The organism is Ruegeria sp. BK1 (assembly GCF_056535645.1).
In genome coordinates, this window is the sequence record NZ_JBQFIS010000001.1 from 1,099,582 (window position 1) to 1,116,084 (window position 16,503).

Here is a 16,503-nt window from a genome sequence, read left to right on the forward strand (position 1 = left end):
TTAATGAGTACTAAGGAGTAACGCCATGCGCGTAAAATCTCGTTTACTGTCAATTGTTTTTGTTTCGGCCGCAATTCCGTTTGTAGCACCCGCTCCGGCAATAGCCGCCGACAAATGCACGGTCAAAACCGCACGTCAGTCGGTTTCAACTGAAACTCTGTGCGGTTGCTCTGTGGTTGACGCACGGATGCTGCGTTATATTCAGAGACGCGCAGATTTCGAGGACATCTTGGCGCGTACATCAGAGTTCTGCCCGGCTTTTGCGGCGGTTCTGACGGATATCCCTACGGCGACGATCGCTTCAAATACACAGCGCACCGGTGACGGTGACGCGGATGAATCCGATAACGATGGCGACAACGGTAACGGCGGCGACGGCGGTGACAACGGCGACGGCGGTAGCAACGACGACGGTGGTGACAACGACGACGGTGGTGACAACGGCGATGGTGGTGACAACGGCGACGGCGGTAGCAACGACGACGGCGGTGACAACGGCGATGGTGGTGACAACGGTGGCGGCGGTGACAACGGCGACGGTGGTGACAACGGCGACGGTGGTGACAACGGCGACGGTGGTGACAACGGCGACGGTGGTGACAACGGCGACGGTGGTGACAACGGCGACGGTGGTGACAACGGCGACGGTGGTGACAACGGCGACGGTGGTGACAACGGCGACGGTGGTGACAACGGCGACGGCGGTGACAACGGCGACGGTGGTGACAACGGCGACGGCGGTGACAACGGCGACGGTGGTGACAACGGCGACGGCGGTGACAACGGCGACGGCGGTGACAACGGCGACGGCGGTGACAACGGCAACGGCAACGGCAACGGCGGTGGCAACGGAAACGGGAACGGCAACGGGAACGGGAACGGCGGCAACAACGGTAACCAAGGCAACAACGGAGGCGGCAACGGCTCCGAGGGCGCAAGCCCTGGCCAAGGCAGCGGCGCCAATGACGACGAAAGCTGATCTGGGCCCGTTTACCCAAAGACAGAGAGGCGACCAACCGGTCGCCTCTTTTTTCGTCCTGCGCTCTAATATCGGGTCACGCTAAGAACGCCCGTAGACTCCCACCCAACTGCTGGGTTTCCGGGGGTCTTGCATCCGCAAGAAGAAATAGCGGGTATCCGACCAGCGTTTGATCCGGTTGGTTAGATTGTCCAAAACCAAATCTCCTGATGCGGACCGATAGACCAGAACGGCATGCGCGTTTCTCTGTCTATCGAGCACTGTGGCGATCAAAAGCTTGCTGGGATCAATACCTGCTCGGATCAGATCACGTTTCTTCAGCAGGGCAAAATCTTCGCAATCACCGCCAAGCGAAGTCGGCAACGCCCAGCGTTCGCGCGTACGGTATTGCGATTGGTCGGTCACTTCACGCGTCGTCGCATTTACGCGGCGGTTCACACGGTTCACAATCTGCATCTCTTGCTGGCTGGTCAGCACAACCGAGCGCTTGCTGGAACAGGCCCAAGTATATTGTCGACACAATTGTCGCGCACCTGAAGGTGGGGGAGACGAAACAGCTGTCTGGATAAAGCTGTTTTCTCGGGCTTCGGCCGGGGCGGGTGCAAAAAGTGCCCCGGATGCCAATGCAGCTAGGCCAACAGCCCGAGCCGTCGCAGGTACAAGGCGCCCAACAACGGTTCCGAGTTCACTGCCAAACGATTTCATGCCTGTCCCTCGATCCTGGTTCATCCAAGCGATTGCCGACAAACCGAACCGTATCCCCATTTCGGAAACTATCGGTAAACGGGCACGTCGACGCAATCTAAGGGAAAATTGACGGGGAAAAGAGGCGGAAATTCGTCACTCAATATGACCATTTCAGGCAAGAATTGCGGTGCTGCTGTCACAATTGTGGGGCGCGCGCTTTGTTCCGCCTCAACGGATAACAAATCAACTATTTGAAAATAAAAGATTCTCTGAAATCAAATTAATGACCCAATCGATACATAGCAAAACTTGTCCGACTGGGCCAAAATCCGCGCATCAAAGTGCTGTCACCCTTCACAGGTACACGACAGCAGGTGCGATTCTATTCGGTGATCTCAACAACCACCAATTCTCGCTCGCTTGCATCACGTGCGAAATCCAGCGCAGCCTGATATTCATCCGAGTTGTAACACTCGACCGCGGCCTCAAGCGATGGAAAGCGCGCGACCACATTGCGCGGGCGTTCTTTGCCTTCAAGTTGTACAAAGCGTGCCGCGCGCGCGATGAATGTTCCACCATGCTTGGCAATCGCCGGTCCGGCCAATTCTGCATATTTCCCATATGCTTCTGTGTCCGTTACCGTCACATGCGCAATCCAGAGAGCTGCCATATTATCCTCCCAAAACGTCTTCGGCCGCTTTAATCGCAGCCTCGGAATTTGTAGCGTCCTTACCACCACCTTGTGCCATGTCGGGGCGACCACCGCCGCCTTTGCCACCCAGTTCGGCCACCGCCGCGCGCACCAGATCCACGGCCGAGACCTTATCGGTAAGATCCGGGGTCACGCCGGCGGCCACCGCCGCCTTGCCGCCCGCATCCGCGATCAGCAGAACAGCGCCCGTGCCAAGACGGCTTTTGTGTTCGTCGATCAAAGCAGGAAGGTCTTTGCCAGACACGCCTGTAAGGGCCTGTGCCAGGAACGGCACACCGTTCACGTCCTTGGCCTCGGCACTGCCTTGCCCTGAACCGCCTGCCATCGCCAGATCACGTCTCAGTTGCGCCACTTCGTTCTGCAATGCCTTGCGCTCGTCCAGCAGGGATTTCACCCGGCCAACAACATCATCGGGTTGCGCTTTCAGCTCGAGTGCAACTTGCGCCAGACGGTGATCCTGCGCCGACAGATAGCGGAAGGCGGCATCCCCAGTCAGGGCCTCGATCCGACGCACACCGGCACTGCTGGCACTGTCGCCCAGCACAACGAAAGTGCCAATATCTCCGGTCTGACGCACATGCGTACCGCCGCACAGCTCGATGGACCAGGTTTCACCGTCCTGACCTTTGCCAGTTGCCGCTTTGCCCATCGACACGACGCGCACTTCGTCACCATATTTCTCGCCAAACAGCGCCTGAGCGCCCAATGCGCGCGCATCCTCCGGTGTCATGATCCGTGTTTCAACGGCCGAGTTCTGTCGGATGAAATCATTCACCTCCCGCTCGACTTTCTGGATTTCGTCAAGAGCAAGCGCCTTAGAATGACTGAAATCGAACCGCAAACGATCCGCTGCGTTCAGAGACCCCCGCTGGGCCACATGATCGCCCAGCGTTTCGCGCAATGCCTCGTGCAGCAGGTGCGTGGCCGAGTGGTTCGCCCGGATTGCGCTGCGGCGGGTATGATCGACTTCAAGCTCGACCGCGTCGCCCTTGGACAGTTTACCCTGGCTGACCGTTACCTTATGCGCATAGACCTTGCCTTCAGCAAATTTGCGCGTGTCTTCGACTTTGGCAACGTCCTGCATGTTCTCTAGACGACGGATTTCACCGGTATCGCCGACCTGACCACCGGCCTCACCATAGAATGGGGTCTGGTTTACGATGACCCAGCCTGTGCCACCCTGTTCAATAGCTTCGACCAGCGCGCCATCCACGACCAGACCCGCAACCTGTCCTTCGGCCTTTTCGGTATCATAGCCCAGGAAATCCGTGGCCCCGGCACTGTCCAGCACATCAAACCAAACAGCCTGATCCGCGGCCTCACCCGAACCTGCCCAAGCAGCGCGTGCTTTGGCCTTTTGTTCGGCCATGGCCGCATCGAACCCGTCGGTATCCACGGTCCGGCCCTTTTCACGCAGCGCATCCTGCGTCAAGTCCAGCGGGAAGCCATAGGTGTCATAGAGCTTGAACGCCGCATCACCGGGCAGAGCCTCACCTTCGGGCAGTCCCGCGACCTCATCATCCAGCAGTTTCAGACCGCGATCGAGGGTCTGCTTGAACCGGGTTTCCTCCAGCAGCAGCGTTTCTTCGATCAGCGCCTGCGCCTGCCCCAGTTCTGTATATTGCGCGCCCATCAACTGCACCAGCGAGGGCACAAGGCGATGCATCACCGGGTCTTTTGCACCCAGCAAATGCGCATGGCGCATTGCACGGCGCATGATCCGGCGTAGAACGTAACCGCGGCCGTCATTGCTGGGCATCACGCCATCGGCAATCAGGAACGAGGTCGACCGCAGGTGATCCGCAATCACGCGGTGATGCACGTTCTGATCGCCATAAGGATCCACACCGGTGGCATCGGCAGACGCTTCGATCAGCGTTTTGAACAGGTCCGTGTCATAGTTGTCATGACTGCCCTGTAGCAGAGCGCCGATCCGCTCCAGCCCCATGCCAGTGTCGATGGACTGCATGTCCAGTTCCACCATCGAGCCGTCCTCAAACTGCTCATTCTGCATGAACACGATGTTCCAGATTTCGATGAAGCGGTCGCCGTCTTCCTCGGCCGAACCCGGAGGGCCGCCCCAGATGTGGTCGCCATGGTCATAGAAAATCTCGGTGCATGGACCACAGGGACCGGTCGGGCCCATCTGCCAGAAATTGTCATTGGTGGCGATGCGGATGATCCGGTCTTCGGGCACGCCGACCTTTTTCCAGATCTCGAATGCCTCATCGTCGGTGTGATAGACCGTGGTCAGCAGGCGGTTCTTGTCGATGCCGAATTCCTTGGTGATCAGCTCCCACGCGAAGGGGATCGCCTCATGCTTGAAATAGTCCCCGAACGAGAAATTCCCCAGCATCTCAAAGAATGTGTGGTGGCGCGCAGTGTAGCCCACATTGTCCAGATCGTTGTGTTTGCCACCTGCGCGCACACATTTCTGCGCAGTGGTCGCCCGGCTGTAGTCGCGCGTCTCAAGCCCGGTGAACAGGTTCTTGAACTGCACCATGCCCGAGTTCACGAACATCAGAGTCGGGTCATTGCGCGGCACGAGCGGGCTGGAAGCCACAACCTCATGCCCCTGTTTGGCGAAATAGTTCAGAAAGGTCGATCGGATATCGTTCAGCGTGGGCATAAGGCTCTCTCAGCGCGCAATCATCTTGTTCGAAAACGGGTTTATCGCTGTCCCTGCGGATAGTCCACAGGGGAGGCCACGCAAACGAAACAAGGCGGCCCCAATGGACCGCCCCGCGTTCACAATTCCGGGATGCCGTCAGGCTTCGAGAATATCGTCATCCTCAGTGGCACCGGGCGGCATGTCGAAGTCCAACCCATGCGCGGCGCGGATCTTGTCCTCAATCTCCAACGCCGAGCGACTGTTATCGCGCAGATATTGTTTGGCATTCTCACGCCCCTGCCCGATCCGCTCGTCCCCGTAGCTGAACCAAGAGCCCGACTTCTCAACCACACCGGCCTTAACGCCCAGATCCAGCAGCTCGCCCATCTTGCTGATGCCTTCGCCATACATGATGTCGAATTCCACCTGCTTGAACGGCGGGGCCACCTTGTTTTTTACAACTTTGACGCGGGTCTGGTTGCCGACAACCTCATCGCGGTCCTTAATCGCGCCGATACGCCGAATGTCCAAACGCACCGAGCTGTAGAATTTCAGCGCGTTGCCCCCAGTGGTCGTCTCCGGGCTGCCAAACATGACGCCGATTTTCATCCGAATCTGGTTAATGAAGATCACCATACAATTCGAACGGCTGATCGAGCCGGTCAGCTTGCGCATCGCCTGGCTCATCAGACGGGCCTGCACGCCGACATTGCTGTCGCCCATGTCGCCCTCCAGCTCAGATTTCGGCGTCAGCGCCGCGACCGAGTCGACCACAACCATATTCACCGCACCCGAGCGCACCAGAGTATCAGTGATCTCAAGCGCCTGCTCGCCCGTGTCGGGCTGCGAGATCAGCAACTCATCCAGATCGACACCCAGCTTACGAGCATATTGCGGGTCCAACGCGTGTTCCGCGTCAACGAACGCACAGACACCGCCGCGCTTTTGCTGTTCTGCAATACAATGCAGCGTCAGCGTGGTCTTGCCCGAACTTTCTGGCCCGTAAATCTCAACAATTCGGCCCATCGGCAGACCGCCAATCCCCAGCGCGATATCCAGACCCAGCGATCCGGTCGAGCTGGCCTCGATATCCTGTTTGGAATCCTCGCCCAGCTTCATGATCGAGCCCTTGCCGAACTGCCGTTCAATCTGGGCCAGCGCGCTGTCGAGCGCCTTTTGCTTGTCTGCGTTTTTCTTGTCGCTCATCGTCAGAAGATCCGCCATTGTCCTGTCGCCTTCTCTTGTGTCACACCCTTGAACGGGCGGCAATCACTGCTTTGTTCGCCTCTTGTTCCTTATGAGACCAAAAAGAGAACATTTCAACTAAAACTTACAGAACTTACCTTTCGGCAATTGTGTTAAAGAGTCGTTTACGCCAATCTGCAAAAAAGAATTAACTCTGACAGGGACGATTAAATGCTTGTTTTCTATGAGGAACGTCTTGCATTTCTGTCCGTCCCCAAAACCGGCAGCACCGCTTACCACAGCGCTTTGCGGGACCGGGCGGATATCGTTGTCACAGGACCGCCCGACCTGAAACATGCTCCGGTCCGGCGCTATGACCGTTTCTTTCAGAACATTTTCAAAAAAATGCACGACACAGAGATGGAGATCATGGCCGTGGTCCGCGAACCGATCGACTGGCTGGGCAGTTGGTATCGATTCCGCAGCCGTCCCGAGCGGCTGAATCACCCTCATTCAACCCATGATCTCAGCTTTGACGACTATGTTCAGGCCTATATGCAATCCCCGCGTCCGGAATATGCGGATGTCGGCAGCCAGAGCCAGTTCTTCCGCACCCGCAGCAACGGATTCGGGGCGACGCACGTCTTCAAATATGAACATCAGGACAAAATCCTGAGCTTCCTACAATCCCGTCTGAATATGGAGATCACACTACCGCGCGAGAATGTCTCTCCCCTCCGTGACTTGACGCTAAGCGCCGAAACCGAGCGCAAATTCCGGCGCAAACATGCGGCCGAGTTCGCGTGTCACGACGCGGCCCTCTGACTGTTTCAGTTCAATTGCTGGAACACCGCTTCGGTCAGTTCGTTCAAGGAAAACGGCTTCGGCAGGAAAGCCGAATGCGCAAGCTCGGGACCCGAGTCGCCAAATGCCCCTTCGGTATATCCTGACATGAAAATGACGCGGACATCTGGACGGTCTTTCATCGCCTGACGCACCCAGGTTGGGCCATCCATGCCCGGCATCACCACGTCGGTGACGAAGAGATCGACATTCAGGGCCCCGTCTTCCAGCAGATGCAGCGCCTCTTCCGCCGAATCTGCTTCCAAAACGGTATAGCCCTTCAGGCGCAGCGCGCGGGTTGCAAAGGCGCGCACCGGTGCTTCATCCTCGACCAACAGAACTACGCCTTCACCCTGACGCGCAGCTTGTGTTTGCGGCGCCTGCACGGCGGGTTCTTCGACACGTTCGGATGCGGCTGAGACCGGCAGATAAACCGTAAACTCGGTTCCCCGGCCCAAAACGCTGTCAACAAAGATGAAACCGCCGGTCTGTTTCACAATACCGTAGACCGTTGACAGGCCTAGCCCCGTCCCCTCGCCCGTACGTTTAGTTGTGTAGAAAGGCTCGAACACTTTTTGCAGCTTGTCCGCCGGAATACCCGTACCACTATCGATCACCTTGACGGTGACATACTCCCCCGGTTGCACTGTAGCGCGATCGCGGCGCAGAGGCTCAGTCAGCGACACCACTTCAGTCTCGATCCGCACCTCGCCACCTTCGGGCATGGCGTCGCGGGCATTCACGACTAAGTTCATGAACACTTGTTCCAACTGCCGCTTGTCGGCGCGCACCGGTTTCAGCACTGGATCATGGCTGAGGATCAGGCGGATTTTCTCACCCACCAGCCGGTTCAATAGATGGATCAGGTCCGAGATCGTGTCCCGCAAGTCCAACACCTCGGGCTGCAAGGTCTGCTTGCGCGAAAAGGCCAGCAACTGACTGACCAGAGCTGCCGCCCTGTTGGCATTCTGGTTAATCTGCACCAGATCACCATAGTTAGGATCATTCTGATCATGCCTCAGCAGCAACAGGTCACAATGCCCCGAAATCGCCGTCAGCAGGTTGTTGAAATCATGCGCCACGCCCCCGGCCAACTGACCGACGGCCTGCATCTTTTGGCCCTGTACGAATTGTGCCTCAAGCGTCTTGAGTTCGGTGGCATCGTTCAGAACCGCGATCAGGCAGACCTCGCCGTTATTTACCACGCGGCTCAGCGTCACCTGCACGAACATCTCTTTGTCCTGCCGTGGCAAGCGCAGAAACTCCGAACTTGGCGGGCTGTCTTCGGCCGCTGCGCGGGCCAGCCAATCCAAGATGGGATAGCCGAGCCCCTGCATAATCTGGACAACATTTGTCTGGCCTGGAACGATCTCGCCAACAAGTTTCACGGCCAGCCGGTTGGCGTCCAGAATTTCTCCGTTCGGCGACAGACACATGATGGCAACCGGAAGGTCAGCAAACGGAGCCTCAGTTCGAGGAGTGTTTGAAGTGTCCACTGGAACCAGAGCCAAGTCGACGACCGATCCCGATTTGGACAGTTCCTTAGTGACCACGGAAACCGAACCATCCTTGGTGTCAATCGAGACGATTTTACCATCCTCAGGCGGCTCACTGGAAAGGAGCTGTTTAGCTGTTTCCGGTGTCTGACCCAGAAGATATTTCGCCATCCTGTTGGAACGTATCACTGCTCCGTTGCGTCCAAGCGTCACTACCGGGACCGAAACGTCTTCCCACTGACCCGGCGCTTCCAGATGAAACCGCCAGCAAAACAAGTCATTGTTCACCCCAAACACCGATATCGGAACGGTTGAACCGACGGAAACAACCTCTTCTCGCGCTTTGCCGTGGATTTCGGCCATTGCCTGAAGGCGCAGTAAAATCGCCGCCGGATTAGCAAAAATGGCCGTAAGGCACTTATCAATTCGCGTGCCTGGCGTTGCATGAACCCGTTCACGTGCGGCGGTGTTTGCAGTCAGAATGACGCCATCTGCATTGGCGGTGATGCAGGGAAACAGGTCTTGTTCCGCAAATGCTGCCATTACCCCCGCGGATTTCCTCGTGGCCCAATCCATGATGCCACCGCGTGCCGCAACCAGCGCACCTGCCGCTAAAAGCGAGATTCCCGCAACGATAAACCCCCCACCCCAGCCGCCCGGCAACACGCCTGCCAAGGGGGCTATGGCGACCAGAATTCCAACAACAGCCAACAGCGTCAGCCGCGCCACTGCCGGAGTTTTGCGAAGGGCGAGGTCGGAAAAAACATCTGTGGTTTCTGACATAAACAACTCTGGTCTTGGGGCGTTCGCGCAAGTGAGCCCAAAATAGGTTAATGTCCGTTTAATGAAATTCAGACACTCTCCTCAAGGTTGTTATTTCGCGACCACCTATCGCGTCAAGTGTGCTGCGAAGAACCCATCCGTTCCGTGGGACGCCAGCCACAGTTTGCGAAAACTCTCTGACCAGTCAGGATGGGCGGACGTAAATTTATCTACTACGGCACCGTTTTCCTCGTTCAGCATCGAGCATGTTGCATAAGCCAGCACACCGCCCGCATCGACCAAGACAGACGTGTCTGACAGAATTCGGGATTGAAGCGCTGTCAATTCAGTCAGCCGTTGCGCATCCAACGCCCATTTCCCCGCCGGCGCCCGCCGCCATGATCCACTGCCGGAACAGGGCGCATCGACCAGTACAATGTCGAAAGGCGCTTGGGACGCCACCTCATCGGTTGCCAGCATATTGATCCGCGCAGCGGCCCGTTCGGCGCGCGCGGGCAGATCACGCATCCGTTCGGGGTTTACGTCATGGGCAAAAACCTCGACCCCGGAATAGGCCGCAAAAGCCAGAGATTTCCCCCCGCCGCCAGCGCAATAGTCCAGAACGCGCAAACCTGGTCGCAAATCCAGTGCTGCCACAACGGCCTGACTTGCCGCATCCTGCAATTCGACCACACCCTCGGAATAAGCGCGGCTTTGCGCAATCTTGCGCGCGCCCTCCCCAATCTCCAGCGCGGTGTTACATGCCGGGTGTTCTTGCGCCGCAATCCCGTCGGTCGCCAAAGCGGCAATGGCACCTGCCCGATCCGACTTGGACAGGTTGACCCGCACGTGAACCGGTGCCCGGTTTTGTAGTGCCTGGGCGACCGCCACTGCCTCATCGCCCAGAGACGTTTGAAACATGGGCCACAACCAGTCGGGGATGTCATAGCGCTCGGCATCCGACGCGAAATCGCGACCCGCTTCGTCATCGGTCAGCGCATCTGGCGCATGACCCTGACCCGTGAACGTTTCAGCCAAATCCGCCCCAACGGCACGCAACGCGCCGATCATCAGGCCACGCCCGGTTTCAGCCCCGCCCAACGCGGCATAAGATCGCTTGCACCGCAACGCCTGAAATACGTGATCCCGTATCGCTGCCCGATCCTTGGAGCCCGCAAACCGGCTGCGCCGCGCCCAGCCCGTCAACGCTTTTTCAACCGGAACGCCCGAGAGTATCTGATCAAGGATCTCGATCGAGGCCTGTACGCGGGCTGCTGGGATCATGGGTCTGTCCGATAATGTGGCTAGAATGCAAAACGGCGCCCAAACCGAGCGCCGTGCTGCAATGGTTTAGGTTTTACATCACCCGGTAGTTCGGGCTTTCGCGCGTGATCTGTACGTCATGCACGTGGCTTTCTTTCAGCCCTGCACCCGTGATCTTTACGAAATTGCAGTTCCTGCGCATCTCTTCCACGGTGGCACAGCCGGTATATCCCATGGCCGCGCGCAGACCCCCAACCAGTTGATGCACCACCGCGCTGGCAGATCCTTTATAGGGCACCTGCCCCTCGATCCCTTCGGGCACCAGCTTGTCGTTGGCGGCGTCCTTCTGGAAATAGCGATCCGCCGAGCCGCGCGCCATTGCGCCCAGGCTGCCCATGCCACGATAGGATTTGAACGAACGGCCCTGATACAGAATGACCTCACCCGGGCTTTCATCTGTGCCCGCAATCATCGAACCGACCATGGCGCAGGACGCCCCCGCGGCAATCGCCTTGGCGAAATCACCCGAGAACTTGATGCCGCCATCGGCGATCACCGGCACGTCCCCGGCAGCCCCTGCGCAATCCATGATCGCCGTCAGCTGAGGCACACCCACACCGGCCACCATCCGCGTGGTACAGATCGAGCCCGGCCCGATCCCAACCTTGATCGCATCCGCACCCGCATCAATCAGTGCCTTGGTCGCGTCGCCGGTCGCGACGTTTCCCGCGATGATCTGAACTTCGTTCGACAGGGTCTTCACCCGCTTCACCGCGTCCAACACACCTTGCGAATGGCCATGCGCGGTGTCCACAACGATGATGTCGACGCCGGAATCCACCAATTGCTCGGACCGCTCAAAACCTGCGTCCCCGACCGAAGTCGCCGCTGCAACACGCAGGCGGCCCAGACGGTCCTTGCAGGCTGTGGGGTTAAGCACTGCTTGTTCGGTATCTTTCAGGGTTAGCAGGCCGGTCAGCTTGCCTGCGCCATCTACGACCAGCAACTTTTCGATCCGGCGCGCCTTCATCAGACTTTTGGCTTCTTCCAGATCAGCCGGCTCCTGAAGCATTGCCAGATTGTCGGTGGTCATCATCGCGTGGATCGGCGTGTCGTCCGAGGTCGCAAAGCGCATGTCACGGTTGGTTACAATACCCACGACGCGACCATCAGGATCGACCACAGGGAAGCCGGTGAAGTTGTACCGCTCGACTAGCGCCTGCGCGTCGGCCAGCGTCTGATCAGCGCGCAATGTCACGGGGTTATAAACGATACCGGATTCGAACCGCTTGACCCGGCGCACTTCGCGGGCCTGTTCCTCGGTCGTCAGGTTCTTGTGGATCACACCGATCCCACCGGCCTGCGCCATAGCAATCGCCATTCGCGCCTCGGTCACCGTGTCCATCGCCGAGCTGAGCAGCGGAATGTTCATGGTAATCTCACGCGTCACACGCGTGGTCGTATCCGCCGTCGCGGGCAGCACAGAAGATGCGCCCGGAACCAGAAGTACGTCGTCAAAGGTGAGTGCCTCACGAATCTGCATCTGCTAACCCCATGCAAAACCCCGTTTGACGGCGACCCTATGACATGGATTGAACCCAAGGGAAAGCCCCTGATCTGAACTAGTTTTCTCCTGCGGGACATTGCCGCGGCAAAAAACGACGCAACCGGCGACAAACGTGCCGCTGATTGGCCTTTCCCTTTGCGCACAAACCCATATCTTCCCCGGCATACGCGCGAATACAAAAGGCAGGCCAGATATGACCACCGACCCCCTTGTCGTCTTTACCCCCTCGGGCAAACGCGGGCATTTCCCCGTCGGCACCCCGGTTCTGACCGCCGCCCGGCAGTTGGGCGTCGATCTGGACTCGGTCTGCGGCGGGCGTGGGATTTGCTCGAAATGTCAGATCACGCCCAGCTATGGCGAGTTTCCCAAGCACGGTGTCACCGTATCCGAGGACGCGCTGAGCGAATGGAATGCGGTTGAACAACGCTATGACGACAAACGCGGGCTCAAGCCTGGCCGCCGTCTGGGCTGTCAGGCGACAGTTCAGGGCGATATCGTGATCGACGTGCCGCCTGAGTCTCAGGTCCATCGTCAGGTCGTCCGCAAAGCGGCTGCCGCACGCGCCATCACCATGGACCCGGCGACGCGGCTGTATTTCGTGGTGGTCGAGGAACCCGACATGCACTCGCCCACCGGCGATCTGGAGCGGTTGGAACGGGCCCTGCGCCAGCAGTGGAACATTGAGGCCGTCACCACCGATCTGTCGCTGATGGCCAAGTTGCAACCGGTGCTGCGCAAAGGCAAATGGGAGGTCACTGTAGCCGTCCACAAAGGCCACAAGGATGAGGTCGCCAAGGTGGTCGAAATTTGGCCCGGCCTGCATGAACAAGGGCTGTACGGTCTGGCCATCGACCTTGGCTCAACCACCGTCGCTGCCCACCTGACCGATCTGGAAACCGGTGAGGTCAAGGCCTCGTCTGGCCTGATGAACCCGCAGATCCGCTTTGGTGAAGACCTGATGAGCCGCGTGTCCTACGCCATGATGAACCCCGGTGGTGATCAGGAAATGACCCGCGCGGTGCGCGAGGCGATCAACGATCTGACCATCTCCATCGCCGAGGAGGCCGGGATCGACACCGCGCTGATCGTGGAGACGGTTTTCGTCTGCAACCCGGTCATGCACCACCTGCTGCTGGGTCTGGACCCGGTCGAGCTGGGGCAGGCCCCCTTCGCGTTGGCCACATCCGAGAGCATGTCCTTGCCCGCACGTGAGATGGATCTGACCAAGATGAACCCGCGCGCGCAGGTTTATATCCTACCTTGTATTGCGGGACATGTGGGCGCCGACTGTGCCGCCGTTGCGCTCTCCGAAGAACCCGGCAAGTCCGAAGACCTCGTGTTGATCGTCGATGTGGGCACCAATGCCGAAATCCTGCTGGGCAACACCACACGCGTGCTGGCCTGTTCCTCACCCACCGGCCCCGCGTTCGAGGGCGCGCAGATCAGTTCCGGCCAGCGCGCCGCTCCGGGAGCGATTGAGCGCATCGAAATTGACCCTGCAACCAAGGAACCCCGCTTCCGCATCATCGGATCGGACAAGTGGTCCGATGAGGACGGGTTCGATCTTGATATCGCCACCACCGGGATCACTGGCATCTGTGGCTCGGGCATTATCGAGGCTGTGGCCGAGATGCGCATCGCCGGGCTGCTGGATGATAGCGGCTTGATCGGGTCCGCCGAGCAAACCGGCACCGCCCGCTGCGTACCCGAAGGCCGCACCCACGCCTATCTGATCCACGATGCCAGCGCCGAGGGCGGCCCGCGTATCACCGTGACCCAAGGTGACATCCGCGCCATCCAGCTGGCGAAATCGGCACTCTATGCCGGTGCGCGCCTGCTGATGGATGAGATGGAGGTCGACACCGTTGACCGCGTGGTTCTGGCCGGGGCGTTCGGTGCCCATATCTCGACCAAACACGCGATGGTTCTGGGCATGATCCCAGACGCGCCGCTGGACAAGGTTTCCAGCGCGGGCAACGCGGCTGGCACCGGTGCCCGGATCGCCTTGTGCAACATCGGATCGCGCAAGGAAATCGAGCGCGTTGTGCGCGAGATCACCAAGGTCGAAACCGCCATCGAGCCAAAGTTTCAGGAACATTTCGTTGCCGCCAACGCGATCCCGCACAAAACCGACCCGTTCCCAGAACTGGCGCAGGTGGTCACCCTGCCCGCGCCGTCCTTCAACACCGGCGGCGGGGATGACGAAAAATCTGGCCGTCGTCGCCGCCGCAGGTCATAGTCGGATCAAACGACGGAGGCCCCAATGCACACACCGAACGAAGAACAGGCTGAGTATTGGGGCAAGTCGCCGTCGGGCGTGAAATGGCTGACATACGAGGATCAGTTGGATCACGTATTCACCCCAGTGCTGGACCTTGTTCTAAGCCGCGCCAATATTGTCGAAGGTATGCGGGTATTGGACATCGGATGTGGCACCGGCGTCAGTTCGCTTGCAGCGGCGAAGCGTGTCGGCGGTTCGGGTCATGTCCAAAGCGCAGACATTTCGCAGGCCTTTCTGGACCGCGCCCAGGAGCGCGCACGCGCTGAAAACCTGACAAATATGAGTTTTCTTTACGCTGACGCCCAGACACAGGCTTTTTTGGAATGCGAGTTCGATGCTGCGATTTCGAGGTTCGGGGCCATGTTCTTTCAGGACTCGGTTGCAGCATTCCGCAATATCGCAAGCGCGCTGAAACCCGGTGGACAGATGACTTTTGCCGCATGGGGGCCACTTGCAGGCAATCCTTGGTTCAAGATTCCTCACGTCTCTGCCACGGCGCGGCTGGGCAATCCGCCCAAATATGGCCGATTTGCCCCCGGACCGCTTGCCTTTCACGATCTGGACTATGTCGCCGGGATGATGAACGACGCTGGACTGACCGACATCAAGGCAGACCCCGTGCCATTGTCCTTGCCTGGTTTCAACGGTGTGCCGGGCACCGCTGCGCTGTGTACGCAAGTTGGACCGGCGGCCCGTGTGATCGGCCATTTCAATGGAACCGACGAGGATGTAGCGGCCATTGAAGCCGACGTTGCCAAAAACCTTGAGCAATTCGACACCGAAAACGGCATCGAAATCCCGGCAATCATCAACCTGTTTCAGGCGCGCCGGGCCGCGTGATCTGGGAAAACTGGAGCGGGTAGCGGGAATCGAACCCGCGCGTTCAGCTTGGGAAGCTGACAGGCTACCATTACATCATACCCGCCGCGGGGTTGGGGATAGCATTGCCGCTTTCCCAAACACAAGTCGCAACCTTCACCAAAGGACAAGAAAATCCAGAACAAAAAAGGCCGGGCAGTTGGCCCGGCCTTCTGTTCTTTCTTGCCGACGGATCAGGCGCGACGACGACGGCCACCGCCGCGACGACCGCCTGCAGCACCGGCTGCTGCGGCTTCTTCAGGTGATTTGTTGAACTTGATCCATGCCCCGCCATGGGGGTCATTGTTGGTCAGCAGGTTAGCGGCGCGGATAGCCTCCATTTCCTTGCCGGCACGCGGCTGGGTCGAGCCCAGACCGAACAGTTGGCAGAAAGTCTCATCATCCATATCCGCAGGCAGAATGATACCTTTGGCTTCTACTTCGGCCTTCTTTTCAGCCAGCTTCTTGGGGCCAACGGGCAGCGCGACCGGGTTCATGATCGCAGAGGTCATGCCTGCGCCCATCGCCATCGGCAGGAAGGCGTTGTTGATGCCGTGGCGGTTCGGCAGGCCGAACGAGATATTGGACGCGCCGCAAGTGGTATTCACGCCCAGCTCTTCACGCAAACGACGGACCAGCGCAAAAACCTGCTGGCCAGCGGTTGCCATCGCGCCGATGGGCATGACCAGCGGGTCAACCACGATGTCATGCGCCGGAATGCCGAAATCGGCTGCACGTTCCACGATCTTCTTGGCCACGTCGAACCGTACATCGGGGTCTTCGGAAATCCCGGTATCGTCATTCGAGATCGCCACAACCGGCACGTTGTATTTCTTGACCAGCGGCAGAACCAGCTCCAGGCGCTCTTCTTCACCGGTGACCGAGTTCAGCAGTGGACGACCTTCAGCCGCCTCAAGACCGGCTTCCAGAGCACCAGGAACCGAGCTGTCGATGCACAGCGGTACGTCGACCAGACCCTGCACCAACTCGACGATCTTGGTCATCAGCGGCGGCTCGGTCTCGTTCGGGTTGGGGTTCGAGTTGTAGACAACACCCGCGTTGATATCCAGAACGGTCGCGCCTGCCGCAACCTGTGCCAGCGCGTCTTTCTCAACAGTCGAGAAATCGCCCGCTTCCAGTTCCGCAGCCAGTTTCTTGCGGCCCGTGGGGTTGATCCGTTCACCGATCACGCAGAACGGTTCGTCAAAGCCCAGAACGGCGGTTTTTGTTTTTGATTCGACGACAGTACGGGTCATGTC

General features: G+C 58.8%; 12 protein-coding genes and 1 tRNA gene. 4 read left to right on the top strand and 9 right to left on the bottom strand.

The window, feature by feature from the left end:
- Window positions 1-25: 25 nt before the first annotated feature.
- Window positions 26-979, top strand: a complete 954-nt coding sequence (locus ACR3E7_RS05475) for a hypothetical protein (RefSeq protein ID WP_480719394.1) — start codon at window positions 26-28, stop codon at window positions 977-979.
- An 81-nt stretch (window positions 980-1,060) separates the two neighbouring features.
- On the opposite strand, the gene ACR3E7_RS05480 is transcribed toward ACR3E7_RS05475, so the two are convergent.
- The 4 genes from ACR3E7_RS05480 to recA all read right to left on the bottom strand — a co-directional run bounded on the left by ACR3E7_RS05480 (window position 1,061) and on the right by recA (window position 6,213).
- A complete protein-coding gene (locus tag ACR3E7_RS05480) occupies window positions 1,061-1,744 on the bottom strand; it encodes a transglutaminase-like cysteine peptidase (protein ID WP_480506631.1) in 684 nt (227 codons plus the stop codon).
- A 304-nt stretch (window positions 1,745-2,048) separates the two neighbouring features.
- Window positions 2,049-2,336, bottom strand: a complete 288-nt coding sequence (locus ACR3E7_RS05485) for a DUF1330 domain-containing protein (protein ID WP_170769795.1) — start codon at window positions 2,334-2,336, stop codon at window positions 2,049-2,051.
- Between the two features lies 1 nt (window position 2,337).
- The gene (gene alaS / locus ACR3E7_RS05490) at window positions 2,338-5,007 is read right to left on the bottom strand and encodes an alanine--tRNA ligase (RefSeq protein ID WP_480504286.1); all 2,670 of its coding nucleotides are present in this window, start codon (window positions 5,005-5,007) and stop codon (window positions 2,338-2,340) included.
- Window positions 5,008-5,145: 138 nt separating this feature from the next.
- Window positions 5,146-6,213 (bottom strand): recombinase RecA, encoded by a 1,068-nt coding sequence (gene recA, locus ACR3E7_RS05495; protein WP_170354230.1) that lies wholly within the window; start codon window positions 6,211-6,213, stop codon window positions 5,146-5,148.
- A 192-nt stretch (window positions 6,214-6,405) separates the two neighbouring features.
- On the opposite strand from recA, the gene ACR3E7_RS05500 reads away from it, so the two are divergent.
- Window positions 6,406-6,999, top strand: coding sequence for a gamma-glutamyl kinase (locus tag ACR3E7_RS05500; RefSeq protein ID WP_480504285.1), 594 nt, complete (start codon window positions 6,406-6,408; stop codon window positions 6,997-6,999).
- A 5-nt stretch (window positions 7,000-7,004) separates the two neighbouring features.
- Here the strand turns inward: ACR3E7_RS05500 and ACR3E7_RS05505 are convergent, their stop codons facing one another.
- The 3 genes from ACR3E7_RS05505 to guaB all read right to left on the bottom strand — a co-directional run bounded on the left by ACR3E7_RS05505 (window position 7,005) and on the right by guaB (window position 12,081).
- Window positions 7,005-9,296 (bottom strand): ATP-binding protein, encoded by a 2,292-nt coding sequence (locus tag ACR3E7_RS05505; protein WP_480504284.1) that lies wholly within the window; start codon window positions 9,294-9,296, stop codon window positions 7,005-7,007.
- Window positions 9,297-9,401: 105 nt separating this feature from the next.
- Entirely contained in the window at window positions 9,402-10,559 is a 1,158-nt protein-coding gene (locus ACR3E7_RS05510; RefSeq protein WP_480504283.1) for an RsmB/NOP family class I SAM-dependent RNA methyltransferase, read from the bottom strand.
- Window positions 10,560-10,632: 73 nt separating this feature from the next.
- Complete coding sequence (gene guaB, locus ACR3E7_RS05515; protein WP_170790858.1) at window positions 10,633-12,081, bottom strand: IMP dehydrogenase; 1,449 nt, start codon at window positions 12,079-12,081, stop codon at window positions 10,633-10,635.
- Between the two features lie 217 nt (window positions 12,082-12,298).
- On the opposite strand from guaB, the gene ACR3E7_RS05520 reads away from it, so the two are divergent.
- Together ACR3E7_RS05520 and ACR3E7_RS05525 are read left to right on the top strand one after the other, a co-directional pair.
- Window positions 12,299-14,344, top strand: a complete 2,046-nt coding sequence (locus ACR3E7_RS05520) for an ASKHA domain-containing protein (protein ID WP_480504282.1) — start codon at window positions 12,299-12,301, stop codon at window positions 14,342-14,344.
- 24 nt (window positions 14,345-14,368) lie between these two features.
- Window positions 14,369-15,226: a class I SAM-dependent methyltransferase gene (locus ACR3E7_RS05525; protein ID WP_480504281.1), complete on the top strand. Its 858-nt coding sequence runs from the start codon at window positions 14,369-14,371 to the stop codon at window positions 15,224-15,226.
- A gap of 11 nt (window positions 15,227-15,237) precedes the next feature.
- Here the strand turns inward: ACR3E7_RS05525 and ACR3E7_RS05530 are convergent.
- Window positions 15,238-15,311, bottom strand: a tRNA-Gly gene (locus tag ACR3E7_RS05530).
- A 127-nt stretch (window positions 15,312-15,438) separates the two neighbouring features.
- Window positions 15,439-16,500: a methyltetrahydrofolate cobalamin methyltransferase gene (locus tag ACR3E7_RS05535; RefSeq protein WP_170769803.1), complete on the bottom strand. Its 1,062-nt coding sequence runs from the start codon at window positions 16,498-16,500 to the stop codon at window positions 15,439-15,441.
- Between the last annotated feature and the right edge of the window lie 3 nt (window positions 16,501-16,503).